The sequence below is a fragment of the Luteimonas chenhongjianii genome (genome assembly GCF_002327105.1).
Taxonomy (GTDB): domain Bacteria; phylum Pseudomonadota; class Gammaproteobacteria; order Xanthomonadales; family Xanthomonadaceae; genus Luteimonas; species Luteimonas chenhongjianii.
The window spans coordinates 2,593,658-2,613,639 of record NZ_CP023406.1 but is presented as its reverse complement, the minus strand read 5'-3'; the positions used below and the strand labels follow the sequence as shown (position 1 = coordinate 2,613,639).

Below are 19,982 nucleotides of genomic sequence, written 5' to 3'. Positions count from 1 at the left end.
GGGGCGGAGTGGGCCTGGCGTCGATGCTGCACGCCGGTTGCGTCCATGGTCACTCAGGCCGGCAGCGCATCGGCGAACAGATCGGCGGTCGCCGGGGGCTCCGCTTGCGGGGTCAGCAGCCGCGCCACGGGCGCGAAGCTGCGACGGTGGTGGACGCAGGGGCCGTGGGCGAGCAGGGCGGCCAGATGCAGCGGCGCCGAGTAACCCTTGTGCTGGTCGAAGCCGTAATCGGGCCAGTGCTCGTGCAGCGCGACCATGGCCCGGTCGCGCGCGACCTTGGCCAGGATCGAGGCGGCCATGATCGACTGTTCGAGCGCATCGCCGCCGACGATTGCGCGCGCCGGACAGGGCAGGCCGCGTGGCAGGCGGTTGCCGTCGACCAGCACGCGCTCGGCGGCCGGCGCCAGCGCCTGCACCGCGCGCGCCATGCCGACCATCGTCGCCTGGTAGATGTTGATGCGGTCGATCTCGTCGACATCGACGAATTCCACCCGCCATGCAAGCGCTCGCTCGACGATCTGCGGATACAGCGCCTCGCGGCGCTTCCCGGTCAGCTTCTTGGAATCGTCCAGACCGTCGATCGGGCGCTTCGGGTGCAGGATCACTGCCGCGACCACCACCGGCCCGGCCAGAGGCCCCCGGCCGGCCTCGTCGACACCGGCAACGCGCAGGCGCCGGGTCATGGCGTTGCTCCCGGACCGGGCGCGGGCAGCGCGGGCACGGCCAGGCGTGCGACCGCATCGGCAGCGGTCGCCGATGCGCCGCGGCGCAGTTGCAGATGCAGATCGCGATAGACGGGCTGTAGAGCCTGCGCCGCATGTGGATCGCGGAACCAGTGCAGCACGGCCGTCGACAGGTTCTCGGGCGTGCAGCCTTCCTGCATGAACTCCGGCGCGATCGTGCGGCCCGCCAGGACATTGGGCAGCGAGAAGCGGTCGACCTTCATCAGCCTCAGCAGGCGCACGACGAAGGCCGTGCTCGGCGAAATGCGGTAGCCCACAACCATCGGCCGCTTGGCCAGCAGCGCCTCGAGCGTGGCGGTGCCGGACGCGAGCAGCACGACATCGCTGGCGACCATGGCGGTGCGGGCCTGGCCGTCGAGTACCCGGATGTCGAGATCGGCGAACCGGGCTTGCGCGCGCAGGGCATCGATCGCGTCGCGACACGATGCATTGGCCGCCGGCACCACGATGCGCAGGCCGGGCAGGGCAGCGGCCACGCGCGCGGCGGCATCGAGGAAGATCTCGCCGAGCCGCGCGATTTCGCCGAGCCGCGAGCCGGGCAGGACCGCGAGCACCGGTGCGTCGTCAGCGATTCCGAGCGCTGTGCGCGCCGCGGCGCGATCGGGCTCGAGCGCAAGCATCTCCGCCAGCGGGTGCCCGACGAACCGCGCGTCCACGCCGTGGGTGGCATAGATCGGCGGTTCCATCGGGAACAGGCACAGCACCAGGTCTGCGCTGCGTCCGATCTTCGCCGCGCGCCCCTGGCGCCAGGCCCAGATCGACGGGCTCACGTAGTGGACGGTGCGGATCCCGCGCTGCTTGAGCGCGCGTTCCAGCCCCAGGTTGAAATCGGGAGCGTCGATGCCGACGAAGATGTCCGGCCGCCATTGCAGCAGGCGCTCGCGCAGGTCGCGGCGCAGGCGCAGCAGGCGCGGCAGGTGCCGCAGCACTTCCGACAGCCCCATCACCGCGAGCTCGGAGGCGTCGTGCCAGGTGTCCATGCCGGCCGCGCGCATCGCGTCGCCGCCGACGCCGGCAAAGATCGCCTGCGGATGGCGCGCCCGCAGCTGCTCGATCAGGCCCGCGCCGAGAAGGTCACCGGAGGCCTCGCCCGCGACAAGTGCAATGCGCAGCGGCGCGGAGGCGCTGTCGGCGGAGGAAGGCACGGGAGTTGGCGCGGACACGGGCACGACGTCATTGTGCGGCATCGGCGTCTCGCCGTGCCGCGTTCGGATGCTCAACGCAGCAGCGGACGGTCGCCCGATTCGATGAACGCGAGGAATTCATGGACGTCGTCGCTGTCCTGCGCCATCTCTGCAAGGCGTGCGCGCGCGTCGGCCAGCGAATCGCCGGACACATACAGTGCGCGATAGGCACGCTTGATCGCCGAGGTGCGTGCGCTGTCGAAGCCGCGGCGCCTGAGACCTTCGATATTGACGCCCCGCGGACGGCCATAGCCGTCCTGGGCGACCATCACGAAGGGGGGGACGTCGCCATTGACGAACGCGCCCATTCCGATGAACGCATGCGCACCAATGCGGCAGAACTGGTGGATGCCGACGAAGCCACTGAGGATCACGTGGTCGCCGACGGTCACGTGACCGGCGAGCGTCGCATTGTTGGAGAACACGCAGCGGTTGCCGACCACGCAGTCGTGGGCGACGTGCGTGTAGGCGAGGAACCAGTTGTCGTCGCCGATGCGGGTGACGCCGCCGCCGTCGCCGGTCCCGCGGTTGATCGTCACGAACTCGCGGATCGTGTTGCGATCACCGATCACGAGCTCGGTGCGTTCGCCGGCGAATTTCTTGTCCTGCGCCTCGCCACCGATCGCGGCGTGACCGTGGATGTGGTTGCCCTGGCCGATGCGCGTGGGCCCGTGGATGCTGCAGTGTGGCCCGACGATCGTCCCGTCGCCGATTTCGACCTCGGGGCCGATCAGCGAGAACGCACCGATGCGCACGTCCTCGCCGAGCTTCGCGCCGGGATCGACGACCGCGCTGGCGTGGATGTGCACGGCCATGTCAGCGCGGGACCTCGGCGCAGAGGATCTCCGCGCACGCGGCCTGTTCGCCGTCGACCCGGGCGATGCCCGAATACATCGTCATGTTGCGGATCTCGCGCTTGATCGAGACCTCGAGTTCCAGGCGGTCCCCCGGCACCACCATGCGCGAGAACTTCGCCGCGTCCACCTTCACCAGGTAGGAGAGGTTGCCATTGTGGTTCTTGCCCCGGGTGAGGTGCGACAGGATGCCGCCGGCCTGGGCCAACGCTTCGACCACCAGCACGCCTGGCATCACCGGCTGGCTCGGAAAATGCCCCTGGAAGAACTGCTCGTTGGCCGAGACATTCTTGTAGCAGAGCACGCGCTTGCCGGGCTCGAACTCGACGACGCGGTCGACCAGCAGGAACGGATAGCGGTGGGGCAACAGGCCCTGGATGCCGTCGATGTGGATCGGCAGCGTGATCTCTGCCCGGGTGTCGTCCTGCGTCATGTTTCCCCCTTCCCGAGCGCCGTGACGCGGCGCGCGAGCGAATCGAGCTGGCGGATCCGTACGGCATTCTTCCGCCACTCGCGCGTGGGCTGGGCGGGAATGCCGGCCGAATATTCGCCGGGCTCGGTGATTGAAGCCGACACCATCGTCATCGCATGGACAACGACGCGGTCGCAGATTTCGAGATGGCCGGCGACGCCGACCTTGCCTGCCAGCAGGCAGTAGCGGCCGATCTTCGTGCTGCCGGCGATGCCGACACAGCCCGCGACCGCGGTATGCGCGCCGATGCGCACGTTGTGTCCGACCTGGATCAGGTTGTCGAGGCGCACGTCCTCCTCGATCACGGTGTCGTCGAGGGCGCCGCGATCGATGGTCGTATTGGCGCCGATGTCGCTGTCGTCGCCGACCACGACCCCGCCCAGCTGCGGGACGTTGATCCACTGGCCGGCGTCCATCGCCAGGCCGAAGCCGGCCGCCCCGAGCACGGCGCCCGGATGGAGGGTCACCCGCCGGCCCAGGCGCACACGCGTGACCAGGGTGACGCGTGCGATCAGGCGGCTGCCCTCGCCGACCACGCAGTCTTCGCCCACCACGCAGCCGGGTCCGATGCTGGCGCCGGCGCCGACGACGCTGCGGGCGCCGATGCTGACCAGAGGACCGATCGATGCTGTCGGGTCGATCTGCGCGGTGGGATCGATGACGGCCGAGCCGTGCACGCCCGCCGGGGCATCGCTGGCCGGCTCGAACAGCGCCGCGATCTTCGCGTACGCGACATAGGGATCCCGGGCGATCAGCGCGGTGCCCGCATATCCTGCCGCGTCGGCTTCGCGCAGCACCACGATACCGGCGCGGGTCGTCGACAACTGCGCTCGGTAGCGCGGATTGGACAGGAACGACAGCTGGTCTTCAGTAGCGCCTGCGAGCGTGCCGACACCACTCACTGTGGTGTCGGGCGCGCCATGGACTGCGAGTCCGAAGCGCTCGGCGAGCGCGGCGGCGGTGTGGCGGGTTTCGGTTCCGGTCATCGGCGGCGCCGGGATCAGAACGCACCGCCGAACGTGAACTGCAGGCGCTCGACCTCGTCACCCTGCTTGATCAGCTCGCCGGAACCGCCGCGCACTTCCTTCTGCTGCCGCAGCGGATAGGCATAGCTGATCGAGATCGGGCCGACCGGCGCCCGCCACATCAGCGCGATGCCGGCCGATGCGCGCAGTTCCTTGGCGTCCCACGAATCGACGTCCTTGAAGACGTTGCCGAAGTCGACGAAGGCCGAGATGCGCGCGGCAGGCGACTTGATCAGCTGCGGGAAGAACATCTCCGCCGAACCGACCGTCTTGACCGCGCCACCGATCGGCTGCAGGAAGCTGCTGCCGAACGCGGCCTCGCGCGGGCCGAGCGTGTTGTCACGGAAACCGCGTACCGAGCGCGCGCCACCGGCGTAGAAGTTCTCGTAGAACGGCAGGCCGTTCGCGGTGATGGTGCGGATGTAGTCGCTGGACGTCGGCTCGCACGGATCGCTCGGCGCGGGCGCCGGCGGCGGATTCGGATTGGCCTCGGTCGGCTGCTGCCCAGCGGTAAAGCAGACATTGCGCACGATGTCGCTGCCGTAGCTGTCGCCGTAGCCCAGCTCTGCGCGGGTGTTGAGCACCAGATGGCGGTTGATCGGCCAGTACTTCGAGATCTCGTAATTGAGCTTGAAGTACTCGGCGGTCGAGCCGGGCAGGGTGGTTTCGAGCGAGACCCGCTGCATCATGCCGCGGGTGGGCTGCAGGAAGTCGTTGCGCGTGTCGCGCGCCCAGGCGAGCTCGCTGCGCCAGGCGTGGAAGGTCCGCGAGTCGAAGGCCTCGATGTAATCCACGATGGATTCGGGCGAGGAGCCGCGCCAGGCGAAGATCTGGTTGCGGTCGATGCCGAACAGCAGCGAGATCGAGTCGTTCTCGGTCAGCGGAATGCCCAGGATGGTCTGTGCCGCCGCGCTGGTCGAGGAGTACTGCGCGGTGTTGAACTCGGAGTTGTCGAACTCGCGCCACCACAGGTTGTAGCCCAGCGACATGCCGCCGTCGGTGAAATACGGATTCATGAACGAGAACGAGTAGCGCTGCAGATACACGTTGCGCTGCGCCTCGACCGACACGCGGTTGCCGCTGCCGAGGAAGTTGTTCTGCGACAGCTGCACCGTTGTGGTCACGCCGGCGAGCTGCGAGTACCCCAGGCCGAACACGAAGCTGCCCGACGTGGTCTCGGTGACGCTGAAGACCACGTCCACCTCGTCGTTGCTGCCCGGCACGGGCTGGCTTTCGACATTGACGCTGCCGGACTCGAAGTATCCCAGCCGCTGCAGACGGACCTTGGAGCGGTCGACCGCGGCCTGCGAGTACCAGCTGCCCTCGAACTGGCGCATCTCGCGGCGCATTACCTCGTCGGAGGTGCGGCTGTTGCCCTTGAACTGGATGCGCCGGACCTGCACCCGCGGGCCCGGCACGACCTGCAGATTGATCGCGACCGTGCGGTTCTCGCGGTCGACTTCAGGGATCGGATTCACCTGGGCGAAGGCGTAGCCGATGTTGCCGAGCGTGGCGATGATCGCATCGGAGCTGAGCTCCAGCAGCGCGCGCGAGAACACCTGGCCTTCGTGCACGAACACGCGGCTCTCGATCTCTTCCTTCGGCAGCACCGTGTTTCCGGTGACCTCCACGTCCGAGACCGTGTAGACCTCACCCTCGGTGATGCCGGCGGTGATGAACATGTCCGCCTTGTCGGGGCTGATCGAGACCTGGATGCTGTCTTCGCTGAAGTCGATGTAGCCGCGGTCGAGGTAGAAGTTGTGCAGCTTCTCGCGGTCGCCCTCGAGCTTCTCGCGCGAGTACTGGTCGTCGCGGCGATACCAGCTGAGCCAGTTGGACTCGCCCGATTCCCAGTTGTCGGTCAGGGTGTCGAGATCGAAGGTCTCGTTGCCGATCACGTTGATGTGACGGATCTTCGCCGCCTTGCCTTCCTCGACGTTGATCGCGATGTCGACCCGGTTGCGATCCAGCCGCGAGACGGTCGGCGTGATGCGTACGTTGTACTTGCCGCGGTTGTTGTACTGGCGAACCAGTTCCTGGGTCACGCGGTCGAGGTCCAGACGGTCGAAGGTCTCGCCTTCGGACAGGCCGATCTCGTTGAGGCCCTTGGTCAGGTCCTCGGTCTTGATGTCCTTGTTGCCGGTCAGCGTCAGGCGGTTGATCGCGGGGCGCTCGCTGACCGTGAACACCAGGATGTCGCCCTGGCGGGCGACCTGGATGTCCTCGAAGAAGCCGGTGCGGTAGAGCGCACGCACCGCATCGCTGATCCGCGAGGCGTCGACGGTGTCGCCGCGTTCCACGGGCAGGTAGGTGAATACCGTGCCCGCGCCGATGCGCTGCAGGCCGTCGACACGGATGTCGCTGACGGTGAAGTTGCTTGCGCTGGCGGGGGCCAGTGGCGTCAGTGCGGGCGCGGCGGCCGCCACAGGTGCATTGGCCGTCGACTGGGCCCAGGCCGGTGCGGCGATCACCGTGGCGAGGGCGAGGGCGAGCATTCGGCGGTCAGGCATTCGCGTCATCTTTGGATCCGGGTAGGGGAATGGTTCCGGCGCGTTGGCGCGGCGGAAGCCGGGTCGGGGCAGGTGTCAGCGGACGAGTTGGAGGATGTCGTTGTAGAACGCCAGGCCCATCAGGCAGGCCAGCAGGGCCATGCCGACGTACTGCCCGGCCATCATCGTGCGCTCGCTCACCGGGCTGCCTTTGACCAACTCGATAAGGTAATACAACAGGTGCCCCCCATCCAGCAGCGGAATCGGGAGGAGGTTCAGGATCGCCAGGCTCAGGGAGAGCAGGGCGAGGATGGTCAGGTACCAGGCCGCGCCCTGGCCGGCGTAGGTATTGGCGGCGCGGGCGATGGTGATCGGGCCGGCGACCGTGTTCTCGATCGCTACCCGGCCAGTGAACGCGCGTCCGATCATCGCCACGAGTTGGCCGGCCTGGTGGCTTACCTCACGCAACGCCGCCGGCACGGCGTCGAGGGGGCCGTAGCGCTGCAGCGCATCCTTAGGCGGCAGGGACAGGTTGGGCGGCGGCGCGATTCCGAAGGCCCAGTACCGCCCGCGTCCGTCAGGACGTTCCATCTGCCGCGGCGCCATCTCGAGGGCGAGCCGCTCGCCGTTACGCTCCACCTCGACCATCGCCTGGCCGCCCTGCTCGCCGAGGGCCTGGACCAGGGGGCCGATGTCCTCGAAGGCGTGCACCGGGTGGCCGTCGATCGCGGTCAGGCGGTCGCCCTCGGCGAGGATGCCCCAGGCCGCCGAGTCGGGCTCGACGCGCCCCACCACCGGCGGCAGCAGCAGGTGCCGCGGCCACAGACCGACTGCCGCGGCGATGCGCCGCTGGTCGAAGTCGGCCGGCAGGGTGGACAGGCGCAGGTCGCGGACGACCTCCCGGTCGTCGGCGTCGCGCACCTGCAGCGCGATGTCGTGGCGGTCGAGCGCGGCCGGGAGCAGGGCCAGCTGCACTTCCATCCAGGTGGGGGTCGCGCGTTCGCCGACGGCGTCGATGCGGTCGTCCCGGCGCAGGCCCGAGGCCTCGGCAATCCCGCTGGACTGGCCGACGACCGGCGCGTAGTCCGGCCTTCCGATGACGAACATCGCCCACAGCAGGGCGACGCACAGGATCAGGTTCGCGACCGGCCCGGCCGCGACGATGGCGATGCGCTTCCAGACCGAGGCGCGGTTGAATGCCGCGTGCGCCTCGGCTTCGGGCACGGGGCCTTCGCGCTCGTCGAGCATCTTGACGTAGCCGCCGAGCGGGATCATCGCGACCTGGTAGACGGTGCCGTCCTTGCCGCGCCGCGACCACAGCGGCCGCCCGAACCCGATCGAGAACCGCAGCACGCGTACCCCGCAGCGCCGCGCGACCCAGAAATGTCCGAACTCGTGGAAGGTCACCAGCACGCCGAGGCTGACGATGAGCCACCACACCGAGCCGAGGAATTCAGACATCACGAATGCTCAATGGATCACGCCGGTTTCGAGCGCCTGCGTCGCGGCGGCGCGGGCGCGTGCGTCGGCATCGCGCAACACGTCCAGCGTCGCGGCAGGCGCGGCAGGGAGCGCGGCGAGCACGTGCTCGACCAGCGCCGGGATGGCCAGAAAACGCAGTTGCCCCTGAAGAAAGGCTGAAACTGCGATTTCATTGGCTGCGTTGAGCACCGCAGGCGCAGTGCCGCCGGCCACCAGCGCCGCGCGCGCCAGGCCCAGGCACGGGAAGGCGTCGTGGTCGGGGGCCTCGAAGTCCAGCTGGCCGTGGCGCAACAGGTCGAGCCCGGGCACACCGGAGGCGATGCGGTGCGGATGCCCCAGTCCTACCGCCAGCGCAGTGCGCATGTCGGGGAGGCCAAGCTGGGCGAGGGTGGAGCCGTCGACGAACTCCACGAAGGAATGCACCAGACTCTGCGGATGCACCAGCACGTCCAGCCGGTCGGCGGGCATGTCGAACAGGTGATGCGCCTCGATCAATTCGAGCCCCTTGTTCATCAGGGTGGCCGAATCGACCGAGATCTTCGGCCCCATCGACCATTTGGGATGGGCGATGGCCTGGGCGGGCGTGACATCGGCCAGCGATTCCCGGCTGCGGCCTCGGAACGGCCCGCCCGATGCGGTCAGGATGATCCTGGACACACCGCCACAGTCGCCCCCCGGCGGCAGGCACTGGTGGATCGCATTGTGTTCGCTGTCGATCGGCACGATCACCGCACCGGCCTCGCGCGCGGCCTGCATCATCAGTCCGCCGGCGAGCACCAGAGATTCCTTGTTCGCAAGCAGCACGCGCTTGCCGGCGCGCAGCGCTGCGAGCGTGGAATCCAGCCCCGCGGCGCCGACGATGGCGGCGACCACGGTGTCACAGGCGTCGGCATCACTGGCGAGCGCATCGAATGCGGCCATGCCTGCGTGCGGCGTGGTCGCGAGCCGCGCATCACGCAGCCCCTGCGCCAGCGCATCGTGCAGGGCGGGATCGGCGATCACCGCATGGTCCGGGCGGTGCGCGGCGCAAAGCGCGACCAGTCCGTCGACATCGCGCCCGGCGCCGAGCACGCTGGCGCGCATGCGGTCCGGATGCCGGGCGACGACATCCAGCGCCGAGGTGCCGATCGAACCGGTGGCGCCCAGCACCGCAACCTTGCGAAAGTCTGCCGTCGCGTTCTGCATTTTCAGAAACCGAGCCAGATCTGCCCGAAGGCGAACACCGGCAACGCCGCCAGCACGCTGTCGAGACGGTCGAGAACGCCGCCGTGGCCGGGGATCAGGGTGCCCGAGTCCTTGGCCCCCACGTGCCGCTTGAGCAGGCTCTCGAACAGGTCGCCGACCACCGAGGCCAGCACCGTCGCCACCGCGACCAGGGCGACCAGCGGCAGCTGCGCGAGGCTGGCGCCGGCCAGTGGCGCGAACGCGACCGCCACGAGCACGCCCGCAACGAGGCCGCCAACGAGTCCCTCGATGGTCTTGTTGGGGCTGATCCGCGGCGCCAGCTTGTGCTTGCCGAACTTGCGGCCGGTGAAATAGGCGCCGGTGTCGGTGGCCCACACGATGGCCAGCGCCAGCAGCAGCCAGCGGTTGCCGTGTCCCCCGTTTTCGCCCGCGTGGATGACGCACAGCGCGGCCCAGGCCGGGATCACCGCCAGGGTGCCGGCAGCGAGCTTGAACACACGCGCCCGGGTGTCGTGGTCGGACGCGAAATCGTAGTGGCGCAGCCACAGCGTCGCCAGCAGCCACCAGGCCACGCCTGCCATCGCCAGCATCTTCAGCAGCACCAGCGACCCGCCGCCGGTCGCCGAGGCCCAGACCACGGCGACCATCAGCAGCAGGTTCAGCAGCAGCAGCGCAGTACGCGCGAGCGTGTCGTCGATGTCGGCCAGCCGCAGCCATTCCCATAGCGCGGTGAGGAACACGATCGCCGAAACCGCGGCTATCCACGGCGTATTGAGCAACAGGACGGCTGCGATGGCGATGGGCGCCATCAGCAGGGCGGCGAGGATCCGGGTGCGTGTCATGAGTGGCCCTCCCCGGGCACTGCGTCCTGCGCGTTGGCGATCTGCTCGCCGGTCAGCCCGAAGCGGCGTTCCCGCGAGGCATACGCCCCCAACGCCTGCTCCAGTTCCTCGATGCCGAGCTCGGGCCAGAGGGTTTCGGTGAACCACAATTCGGTATACGCCAGCTGCCACAGCAGGAAATTGCTGATGCGCAGGTCCCCGCCGGTGCGGATGAACAGATCCGGCGCTGGCAGGTCCGCCAATGCCACGCGCGCGCCGAGCGCGGCCTCGTCGACCTCATCGGGGCGCAGGCGGCCGGCGGCGACGTCTTCGGCAAGGCTGCGCGCGGCCATCGCGATGTCCTGACGGCCGCCGTAACTGGCAGCGACGGTGAGCGTCAGCCGAGTGTTGTCGGCGGTCCGTGCTTCGGCCGCAGCCATCCTGCCGCGGATCGCCTCACTGAACCGGCGACGGTCGCCGATGAAGCGCAGTCGCACGCCGCGCCGGTGCAGCTCGTCCACTTCACGGTCGAGCGCACCCACGAACAGTTTCATCAGCGCGCCGACTTCCTCCTCCGGACGCCCCCAGTTCTCGCTGGAGAAGGCGAACAGGGTCAGCGCGCCGATGCCACGCGCGAGGCAGAAATCGATGCACAGGTTCACTGTGCGGGCGCCGGCGCGATGGCCGATCGCGCGCGGGCGCCGGCGGCGGGCCGCCCAACGCCCGTTGCCGTCCATGATGACGGCGACGTGGCGCGGTATGGACGCGGACGGGGTCGAAACGTTCATGCGGACTGCGGCCGGGCCGTCAGACCGTCATCAGTTCCTGTTCCTTGGCCTTGACGACCTCGTCGACGTCCTTGATCGCCGAATCGGTGATCTTCTGGATTTCGTCCTCGCTGCGGCGCACGTCGTCCTCCGACACCAGCTTCTCCTTCAGGAGCTCCTTGATCTGCTGGTTGGCATCGCGGCGGATGTTGCGGATCGCCACCTTGCTGTCCTCGCCTTCGCCATGCACGACCTTGGACAGCTCCTTGCGGCGCTCCTCGGTCAGCGCGGGCAGGTTGAGGCGGATCGTGGTCCCGGCAGTGTTCGGGGTCAGGCCCAGGTCGGAGCCGAGGATCGCCTTCTCGATCGCGCCGACGATCTGCTTCTCCCAGGGCGTGATCACGAGCGAACGCGCATCGGACACCGAGATGCTGGCGACCTGGCTCAGCGGCATCTCCGAGCCGTGGTAGTTGACCTTGATGTGGTCGACCAGGGCGCTCGTGGCGCGGCCGGTGCGCACCTTGACCAGCGTGTGCCTGAGCGCTTCGACGCTCTTGGCCATGCGGGTCTGGGTATCTTTCTTGATGTCGTTGAGCATGAGCGGGCCCGGTCCGTGTGCAGAATCGCCCGATTATAAACGGCCGGGCCCTGCGACGGGGCCGGCCGCGCGCCGGCGAAGCGACGTCTGGGTACTGCGTCGGATCAGGCGCGGCCCTGCACCAGCGTGCCGATGTTCTCGCCCCGCAGGATGCGCAGCAGCACGCCCGGCTGGCTCATGTCGAAAATGCGCAGGGGCAGATCCGAGTCGCGGGCCAGCGCGAAGGCCGCGGTATCCATCACTTCGAGGCCCTGGCCGAGCACTTCGTCATAGGTCAGGCGGTCGTAGCGTTTGGCATCGGGGAACTTTTTCGGATCCGCGTCGTAGACGCCGTCGACCTTGGTCGCCTTGAGCAGCAGGTCGGCGCCGATCTCGATCGCGCGCAGCGCGGCGCCCGAATCGGTAGTGAAGAACGGATTGCCCGTGCCTGCGGCGAAGATCCCGATGCGGCCCTTTTCCAGGTGGCGGATCGCGCGGCGGCGGATGTAGTCCTCGCAGACGTCGTTGATCTTGATCGCACTCATCACGCGGACGCGAGCGCCGCGCTTCTCCAGCGCGTCCTGCATCGCCAGCGCGTTGATCACGGTGGCCAGCATGCCCATCTGGTCGCCGGTGACCCGGTCCATACCGCCGGCCGCCAGGCCCGCGCCGCGGAAGATGTTGCCGCCGCCGATGACCACGCCGACCTCGGCGCCAGCCTTCTGGGCCTCGATGACCTCGTCGGCAAGACGTCCGATCACCTTGGGATCGATGCCATAGTCCTCTCCTCCCATCAGGGCCTCGCCGGACACCTTGAGCAGGACGCGGCGGTACGCGAGAGGGGATGAGGACATGCGAAGACTCCGGGGGTGAGGACGGTGCGGATTCTAGGGGATCGCCGTCTGTCCTGCGCGGGTGCACGCGGCTGGTACGGGGCCAGACAGTTGGAAAGCGGGGTGGGGATCGCGCTGCGCGGTCGCGAGTTCCTTGCGTGTGCAACCGGACCGTCTTGCGGGGGTCGGACTCGATCCAAGACACTCCCGTGCCGCAGTCCCCGCGCGCGACCGCCATCACACAGCGGTCCGTGGACGACGGGCGTCGCGCGAAGCGACCAGCCCAGACTCAAGCTTGGATCTGCGATCCGGAGGGAGCGCTTTTTGTGTCGCCGCCGAAGCGCGTGGACCGTTTCTGAGCGCGCACTGCTCACGGTACCGGCCACGCGGACATGCAGGTAGTTGCAGTGCCGTATTCCGATTCCCTTCGGACGCGTTCCTGAGGCGCGCTGGCCGCCATCGACCCGCGGTACGGGTGCGACCGCTCAGCTCGCGCCAGCCGGGCCCTTGCGCGCCGGAGTAGCAGCGCTTTTTCCCTGTTCCGCATTGACTTCGCCGGAGGTCTCGTCGTCGATCTCCGGCGGGGCGCCGCTGACCGAGCCATCGGCATGTACGCGGCGCTCGAAGGCCGGCCCGCTGGTCAGCGATGCGTCGTTTCCCTCGGCCGAGCGATTGTTGTCGTGGGCGTAGTCGTCCGCCTTGGAGGCCTTGCGATCGTTGACGCCCACATTGGCGGTCCGCGGGGGCTTGTCGGAGTTCGGGCCGGGGGGCGCGTGGTTTTTCGACATGACATGTCCCTGCCTGGAAGTGGACCGACCATGACGGTTTTCCCGGTAAAAGGCCGTGAACGCCGCAGCGGAGTTCGATGACGATGCATCGATGTTCCAGACTGATCTCTGGCGCGGCGCGGGGCGCGGAGCGTTGCAGATGGCACGCGGTCGGGTTGGGAGGCAATATGGGGCCAAGACTGTTGTACGGAGCGGCCGACAGGTGAGCGAACCGCAACTGACCACCAGGCGCATGCGCTCGGTGCGCGCGATACGCAACATCGGCCTCTGGCTTGGCCTGGTGCTCATGATCGGGCTCGGCGCCCTGATGCTGTTCGATCGGCAGGCGCGTCTGGAAGCCGCATTCCGCCAGAGTGTGGCGCTGGCCAACGGAATCGATCGCCCGGTCTACTACGAAATGCGGAACCTCGAGCGGGCAATGGAGGGGATCGCCGCCGAGCGCGCGTTCTTCGGCGAACGTGCCGACGATCTCGCCGCGACGCACCTCGAATTCTCGATCAACGCCGTGGTCGCCCGGCACGACGAGATCGAACGCATCGTGGTCTACGGCAGCACCGGCAACGCGGGCACCACCGGTACGGCGTATCCGGGCGGTCGGGAGCAGGTCGCCGAGTGGCTCGCGACCCTGACCCCGGGCGCCGCGCCGTTGACCGCGGGTCCGCTGCTGCGGCATTCCGGCGAATGGCTGCTGCCTCTGGCGATGCGGATGGCGGACGGGGGCTGGCTGGTCGCGATGTTCCGGACCCGCGAGCTGGAGTGGATGGTCAACGCGCTCGATATCGGGCGCGATGGCAGCGCGACGGTCTACACGCGTGACGGTGTGGTCCTGGCCCGGTTCGGAGAGGGCCGACACGTGGGGCGGCAGGTCGAACTCCCCGGCCAGCTCGCCCACGGCGATGGCCGGCTGATCGATGAAGGGGTGAGCCCGCTCGATGGCATCAGGCGGGCCTTCACCTTCAGCGGCACCAGTGAGTATCCCTTTGTCGTCAGCGCGGGCATCGGGCTGCACGAAGCGCTCGCACCATGGCGTCTGTACTCGGCCGCAGCGCTGGGCATTGCCGGGTTCTACTGGCTCGGATTCGCTGTCGTTCTGCGCCGCGCGCGCCGGGACGAGCGGGCTCGGGTGGGCCTGGCCGCAGCGGTGGCCGAGCAGGCGGACTGGCTTCAGCAGGCGCAGCTGGCGTCGGCGACCGGGGTATGGCGGTTGTCGCCCGGTGCGGAGCATGTGCGCGTCACCGAGGAGATGGCAGCGCTTTTCGGCCTGGAGCGCCGGGAAGGTCACGTGCCGTTCGAAGCACTCTTCGACCGTCTCCACGAAGACGACCGGGAGCGGGTGCGCTGCGAACTCCTGGCCCTGCAGGAGGACGGGTTGCCGTTTGCGCAGGAATATCGTGTCTGTCTCCCCGACGGCGGCATGCGCTGGCTGAAGGCACGTGGCGCGACCATCAACGACCGCGGCGGGGCGGTGATGACGGGGACGGTCACCGACATCACCGAACGCCGCGACGCACAGTCGCGCATGGCGCTTGCGGAGCAGCAGTTCCGTCATCTGTTCGAGCGCAACCCGTTGCCCTCATGGGTCTACGATCTCGAGGATCTGCGGTTCCTGGCGGTCAACGAGGCGGCGGTCGACACCTACGGTTACAGCCGCGAAGACCTGCAGAATCTTTCGGTCATCCATCTGCTCGCGCCGCAGGACCATGCGGCCGGTCGCGAGGTGCTGCTGGACGGGGGAGGGCCGGACGGGTTGCAACGGAACTGGCTCCTGAAGGCGCGCGACGGGCGCCTCGTCGAAGTGCGCATGCATGCACGCACGATCGAACTCGACGGGCGGCAGGCGCGTCTGGTACTCGCCGAAGACATCGGTGCACAGGCGAGCTACGAGCGGGCCTTGGCCTGGCGCGCCAGCCATGACGTCACCACCGGCATGCTCAACCTGCCTGCACTGGCCGAGCAGCTGGACGCGCATTGCGCGGCAAAGGCGGGCAATGGGTTCGCGGTGGCCTACCTGCAGTTGCGCGATCTCGAACTGGTTGCGCCGACGCAGGGCCGGCGCGCTGGCGAAAGCATCCTGTGCGAAGTGGCCGCACGCTTCCGTCGCGTGGCCGAGGACTGCGGGGTCAGTGGCTACCTGCCCTCGCAGACCTTCGTCATCGCCGCGCTCGATCCGGGCCAAATGGACGCGATGGTCGCAGCGCTCGTGGACGCCATCGGCCGGCCCGTCGAGGCGGAAGGTGGCACGTTCCCGCTGGGCGCATGGATCGGTCTGGCAATCGGCACGTGCGAGGACGGCGGCGCCGAGAAGGTCATCGGCAATGCGGCGCTCGCCTCGCTGCACGCGCGGCGCGAGAACCTGCAGGTCGTTCCCTACAGCGCCGCGATGGCCGAACAGGCGACGGGGCGGCTGGCGATGGTGCGCCAGCTGCGCCAGGCGCATGAGCATCGCGAGTTCGAACTGCACTTCCAGCCGATCTTCGATCTGGCCCGGGGACGTGTCGTCGCGCTCGAAGCCCTGTTGCGCTGGCGCCAGAGCGACGGCAGCTTCGTGCCTCCGGCACAGTTCATCCCGCTGTGCGAGGAGTCGGGGCTGATCGTGCCGATCGGCACCTGGGTGCTCGAGGAATCCGCACGCCTGCATAGCCGGCTGGCTGCGGCCGGACATGGCGACGTGGCGATCGCGGTGAACGTCTCGGCCGTGCAGTTCGAGGCCGGCATGTCGGCCGACGCGATCCGCCGCCTGTTCGAGCGCCACAAGCTGCCCGCGCATGCGCTGCATCTGGAGTTGACCGAGAGCGTGCTGTTGCGCCATCCCGAAGATGCACGCTCGCTGATGGGCGCCCTGCGGGAGGCGGGGTTGTGCCTGTCGATCGACGACTTCGGTACCGGGTTTTCGAGCATGGCCTACCTCCGCGAGCTCCCGCTGGATCATCTGAAGATCGATCGTGGCTTCGTCCGCGACGTGACCCGCGACTCCCGCAGTGCGGCGATCTGCCGGGCGATGATCGCGCTCGGACATGGGCTGGGCCTGTCGATCATCGCCGAAGGCGTCGAGGAGGCGGGACAGCTCGAATGGCTGCGGGCGCACGGCTGCGACCAGGCGCAGGGCTATCACCTCGGCCGGCCGATGGCGATCGACGCACTGCTGGCGTCGATGACGCTGCAGGCGGGTAAGGCTGACTGATCAGCGGCTACTGTCCCGGGCGCGTGCAATGTCCGGGCGCCGACGTGGATCGATGGATGCTCCCCAATGGTTCACGGCTGGTTGTCTGTGTCCGTGCCCCTCCACCCGGGCATGCCGATTGCGGACCACGAGCCCTCGCCGGGCGGCGCCCGCATCGGAGATCCGCTTGCTTGACCCGGTTTCTGGAGTGTCCCCACGTGCGGCGCAGCGGCTGCTGGCCCCACGGCAAGGCGCAAAGCCGAGGTAATGCATGCTGGGGAGCGGCGGCGTGCGTGCTCGCCTCCGGCCGCGTGGAAGGAAGCGGCGTAAGGGGTCGCAGCGCAGGCGTGCTCATGCCGGACACCGGAGTGCGGCAGCGCCGCGGGGGCGGAGCCCGATACGGCGTGGCATCCGGACGGCAGGCCAGTCGGCCAAACGACCCGGACGCGCCGGGCCAGTGGCCGGCAGGTGACGCGGCGCAGTCGCCGCGCCCCTGCCCGAAGCCGTCAGACGACGTCAGGCTCGCTGAAGGCCTCGGGTTCCTCTTCCGGCGAGCCCACCGGAATGCAGCTGCAGAACACGTTCTTGTCGCCGTGCACGTTGTCGACGCGCGCGACCGGCGGCCAGTACTTGGTGTGGCGCAGCGTCGCGAGCGGAAACGCGGCCAGTTCGCGCGGATAGCTGTGGGTCCACTCGCTGGCGGTGACCTGCATCGCGGTGTGCGGGGCGTGCTTGAGCGGGTTGTCCTCGCGGTCGAGACGACCCTCCTCGATGCTGCGGATCTCGCCGCGGATCTGGATCATCGCGTCGATGAAGCGGTCGAGCTCGTGCAGCGACTCGCTCTCGGTCGGCTCGACCATCAAGGTGCCCGAGACCGGGAAGCTCAGCGTCGGCGCGTGGAAGCCGAAGTCGATCAGGCGCTTGGCCACGTCCTCGGCGCTGATCCCGGTCGCGTCCTTGATCGGGCGCAGGTCGAGAATGCACTCGTGCGCGACCAGGCCATTGCGGCCGGTGTAGAGCGTGGGGAAGTGCGGCGCCAGGCGCTTGGCCACGTAATTGGCGTTGAGCAGCGCAACCTGGGTCGCGCGGCGCAGGCCGGCAGCGCCCATCATCGCGATGTACATCCAGCTGATCGGCAGGATCGACGCCGAACCGAAGGTCGCCGCCGAGACCATGCCGACCTCGCCGTCGCCGCCGAGCGCGCGCGGCAGGTAGGGCGCAAGGTGCGACTTGACCGCGCACGGGCCGACGCCCGGGCCGCCGCCGCCGTGCGGAATGCAGAAGGTCTTGTGCAGATTCAGATGGGAGACGTCAGAACCCCACTTGCCGGGCTTGGCCACGCCGACGAGGGCGTTCATGTTGGCGCCGTCGGTGTACACCTGGCCGCCGTGCTGGTGGACGATGTCGCAGATCGCGACCACATCCTCCTCGAACACGCCGTGCGTGGAGGGGTAGGTGATCATGATCGCGGCCAGGCGATCCGAATACTTCTCGGCCTTGGCGCGGATGTCGTCGATGTCGACGTTGCCGTCCTTGTCGCAGCGGGTGACCACCACGGTCATGCCGACCATCTGCGCCGATGCTGGATTGGTGCCGTGCGCCGACTCGGGAATCAGGCAGATGTCGCGATGGCCCTGGCCCTGCGCCTTCTGGTAGGCGCGGATCGCGAGCAGGCCGGCGAACTCGCCCTGCGCGCCTGAGTTCGGCTGGAAGCTCACCGCGTCGTAGCCGGTGATCTCGACCAGCATCGCCTCGAGTCCGTCGATCAGCTCGCTGTAGCCGACGGTCTGGTCGGCCGGCGCCAGCGGATGGATGTTGGCGAACTCGGGCCAGGTGACCGGGATCATCTCGGCGGTGGCGTTGAGCTTCATCGTGCACGAGCCCAGCGGGATCATCGTGCGGTCCATCGCCAGGTCGCGGTCGGCCAGCATGCGCATGTAGCGCAGCAGTTCGTGTTCGCTGTGGTGGGTATTGAACACCGGGTGGGTCAGGAACTGCGTGTCGCGTGCGAGTGCCTGCGGCAGCGCATCGGCGGTCTCGGCGTCCAGTGCCTCGATGTCGGCCTCCACGCCGAACAGCTTGGCGAGCGCGACGACTTCATCGCGGGTCGTGGTCTCGTCGAGGCTGATGCCGACCGAGGATGCGTCGATCGCGCGCAGGTTGAAGCCGGCTGCGCGCGCACTGGCGTGAAGTGCATCGGCATCGACGCCGGTCACGTGCAGCGTGTCGAAGAACGCATCGCCAACCGTCACGCCGGCCTTGCCGAGCGCGGCGGCGAGGATCGAGGCGAAGCGGTGGGTGCGTCGCGCGATCCGTGTCAGGCCGTCGGGGCCGTGGTAGACCGCATACATCGAGGCCATCACGGCCAGCAGCACCTGCGCGGTACAGATGTTGGAGGTCGCCTTCTCGCGGCGGATGTGCTGCTCGCGGGTCTGCAGCGTCAGGCGGTAGGCCTGGTTGCCGTCCGCGTCGACCGACACGCCGATCAGGCGGCCCGGCATCGAGCGCTTGTAGGCATCGCGGCAGGCCATGAAGCCGGCATGCGGGCCGCCGAAGCCGAACGGCACGCCGAAGCGCTGGGTATTGCCGACGACGATGTCGGCGCCCCAGCGGCCCGGCGCCTGGATCAGGGTCAGCGCCAGCAGGTCGGTCGCCACCGCAACGATGCCGCCGCGCGCATGCACGGCCTCGGCCACGGCCGAATGGTCGTCGATGCGGCCGAAGGTGTTGGGGTACTGCAGCAGCACGCCGTAGCTCTCAGCGTCCCTGGCGTCGGCCGCCGGACCGACCAGCAGCTCGATGCCCAGGCCATCGGCCCGGGTGCGCAGCACGTCGAGCGTCTGCGGATGCAGGTCATCAGCGACGAAGAACACGTTGGACTTCGACTTCGCCGAACGCTTGGCCAGCGTCATCGCCTCGGCGGCCGCGGTCGCCTCGTCCAGCAGCGAAGCATTGGCGATGTCCATGCCGGTCAGGTCGGTGACCATGGTCTGGAAGTTGATCAGCGCTTCCATGCGGCCCTGCGAGATCTCCGCCTGATACGGCGTGTAGGCCGTGTACCAGGCCGGATTCTCGAGGATGTTGCGCAGGATGACGTTGGGCGTGTGGGTGCCGTAATAGCCCTGGCCGATGACGCTGCGCAGCACGGTGTTCCGCTTGGCCACGCCGCGGATCTTCGCCAGCGCATCGACTTCGGTCATCGCGTCGGGCAGGGCCAGCGGCGCACGCGAGGCGATCGTGGCAGGCACGATCGCGTCGGTCATCGCATCGAGCGATTCGTGGCCGACGACCTCGAGCATGTGGGCGATCTCGGCGTCGTTGGGGCCGATATGGCGCTCGACGAAGGCCGAGGAGTGTTCGAGGTCGCGCAGGGAGACGGCGGTCATGGCGGGCATCCGGAATGTGCGGGGCAATGGAGTGCCGGCGCACGCCCGTGTCGATCCACTCGGGTCGACGCTGGCGCAAGACCGCCGGTCTTCCGCGTGCCCCTCTGTCCTTTTGCCTGAGAGTTTGGAAGCGATGTGCTTCGTGCCCCTTCGGCGCCGGGTGTGCCCCTACGGGCCTCCGGTCTCTCCAGAGTGTTGCCGCTGCAGCGGTACTGG

General features: G+C 68.6%; 15 protein-coding genes and 1 riboswitch. Of the genes, 1 reads left to right on the top strand and 14 read right to left on the bottom strand.

What is annotated here, in order from left to right; translation table 11 throughout:
- Positions 1-53: 53 nt before the first annotated feature.
- From rnhB to CNR27_RS11845, 13 genes are all read right to left on the bottom strand, one after another.
- A complete protein-coding gene (rnhB, locus tag CNR27_RS11905) occupies positions 54-683 on the bottom strand; it encodes a ribonuclease HII (RefSeq protein ID WP_096299054.1) in 630 nt (209 codons plus the stop codon).
- Positions 680-1,930 (bottom strand): lipid-A-disaccharide synthase, encoded by a 1,251-nt coding sequence (lpxB, locus tag CNR27_RS11900; RefSeq protein ID WP_096299052.1) that lies wholly within the window; start codon positions 1,928-1,930, stop codon positions 680-682. The genes rnhB and lpxB overlap by 4 nt, the downstream gene beginning before the upstream one ends.
- Positions 1,931-1,959: 29 nt before the next feature.
- Positions 1,960-2,742: an acyl-ACP--UDP-N-acetylglucosamine O-acyltransferase gene (gene lpxA / locus CNR27_RS11895; RefSeq protein ID WP_096299050.1), complete on the bottom strand. Its 783-nt coding sequence runs from the start codon at positions 2,740-2,742 to the stop codon at positions 1,960-1,962.
- Between the two features lies 1 nt (position 2,743).
- On the bottom strand, positions 2,744-3,214 hold the full coding sequence (fabZ, locus tag CNR27_RS11890) for a 3-hydroxyacyl-ACP dehydratase FabZ (RefSeq protein WP_096299048.1): 471 nt from the start codon (positions 3,212-3,214) through the stop codon (positions 2,744-2,746).
- On the bottom strand, positions 3,211-4,239 hold the full coding sequence (gene lpxD / locus CNR27_RS11885; protein WP_096299046.1) for a UDP-3-O-(3-hydroxymyristoyl)glucosamine N-acyltransferase: 1,029 nt from the start codon (positions 4,237-4,239) through the stop codon (positions 3,211-3,213). Before lpxD ends, fabZ begins: the two co-directional genes overlap by 4 nt.
- Before the next feature lie 14 nt (positions 4,240-4,253).
- Positions 4,254-6,797, bottom strand: coding sequence for an outer membrane protein assembly factor BamA (bamA, locus tag CNR27_RS11880; protein ID WP_096299044.1), 2,544 nt, complete (start codon positions 6,795-6,797; stop codon positions 4,254-4,256).
- Between the two features lie 66 nt (positions 6,798-6,863).
- Entirely contained in the window at positions 6,864-8,228 is a 1,365-nt protein-coding gene (gene rseP, locus CNR27_RS11875; RefSeq protein ID WP_096299042.1) for an RIP metalloprotease RseP, read from the bottom strand.
- A gap of 9 nt (positions 8,229-8,237) precedes the next feature.
- Positions 8,238-9,434: a 1-deoxy-D-xylulose-5-phosphate reductoisomerase gene (dxr, locus tag CNR27_RS11870; protein ID WP_096299040.1), complete on the bottom strand. Its 1,197-nt coding sequence runs from the start codon at positions 9,432-9,434 to the stop codon at positions 8,238-8,240.
- 2 nt (positions 9,435-9,436) lie between these two features.
- Positions 9,437-10,276, bottom strand: coding sequence for a phosphatidate cytidylyltransferase (locus CNR27_RS11865; RefSeq protein ID WP_096299039.1), 840 nt, complete (start codon positions 10,274-10,276; stop codon positions 9,437-9,439).
- Positions 10,273-11,043: a polyprenyl diphosphate synthase gene (gene uppS, locus CNR27_RS11860; RefSeq protein ID WP_096299038.1), complete on the bottom strand. Its 771-nt coding sequence runs from the start codon at positions 11,041-11,043 to the stop codon at positions 10,273-10,275. The genes CNR27_RS11865 and uppS overlap by 4 nt, the downstream gene beginning before the upstream one ends.
- 19 nt (positions 11,044-11,062) lie before the next feature.
- A complete protein-coding gene (frr, locus tag CNR27_RS11855; protein ID WP_096299037.1) occupies positions 11,063-11,620 on the bottom strand; it encodes a ribosome recycling factor in 558 nt (185 codons plus the stop codon).
- 104 nt (positions 11,621-11,724) lie between these two features.
- Positions 11,725-12,453 carry a UMP kinase gene (gene pyrH / locus CNR27_RS11850; protein ID WP_096299036.1) on the bottom strand — a complete coding sequence of 243 codons (729 nt, stop codon included), beginning with the start codon at positions 12,451-12,453 and terminating at the stop codon, positions 11,725-11,727.
- A 464-nt stretch (positions 12,454-12,917) separates the two neighbouring features.
- Positions 12,918-13,220 (bottom strand): hypothetical protein, encoded by a 303-nt coding sequence (locus CNR27_RS11845; RefSeq protein WP_096299035.1) that lies wholly within the window; start codon positions 13,218-13,220, stop codon positions 12,918-12,920.
- Positions 13,221-13,422: 202 nt separating this feature from the next.
- Between CNR27_RS11845 and CNR27_RS11840 the strand changes: the two genes are divergently transcribed.
- Positions 13,423-16,401, top strand: coding sequence for a bifunctional diguanylate cyclase/phosphodiesterase (locus tag CNR27_RS11840; protein ID WP_179948172.1), 2,979 nt, complete (start codon positions 13,423-13,425; stop codon positions 16,399-16,401).
- Between the two features lie 485 nt (positions 16,402-16,886).
- Here CNR27_RS11840 and gcvP read toward each other — a convergent pair whose 3' ends face one another.
- Positions 16,887-19,775, bottom strand: a complete 2,889-nt coding sequence (gene gcvP, locus CNR27_RS11835) for an aminomethyl-transferring glycine dehydrogenase (protein ID WP_096299033.1) — start codon at positions 19,773-19,775, stop codon at positions 16,887-16,889.
- Between the two features lie 85 nt (positions 19,776-19,860).
- A riboswitch (glycine riboswitch) is annotated at positions 19,861-19,967 on the bottom strand.
- Between the last annotated feature and the right edge of the window lie 15 nt (positions 19,968-19,982).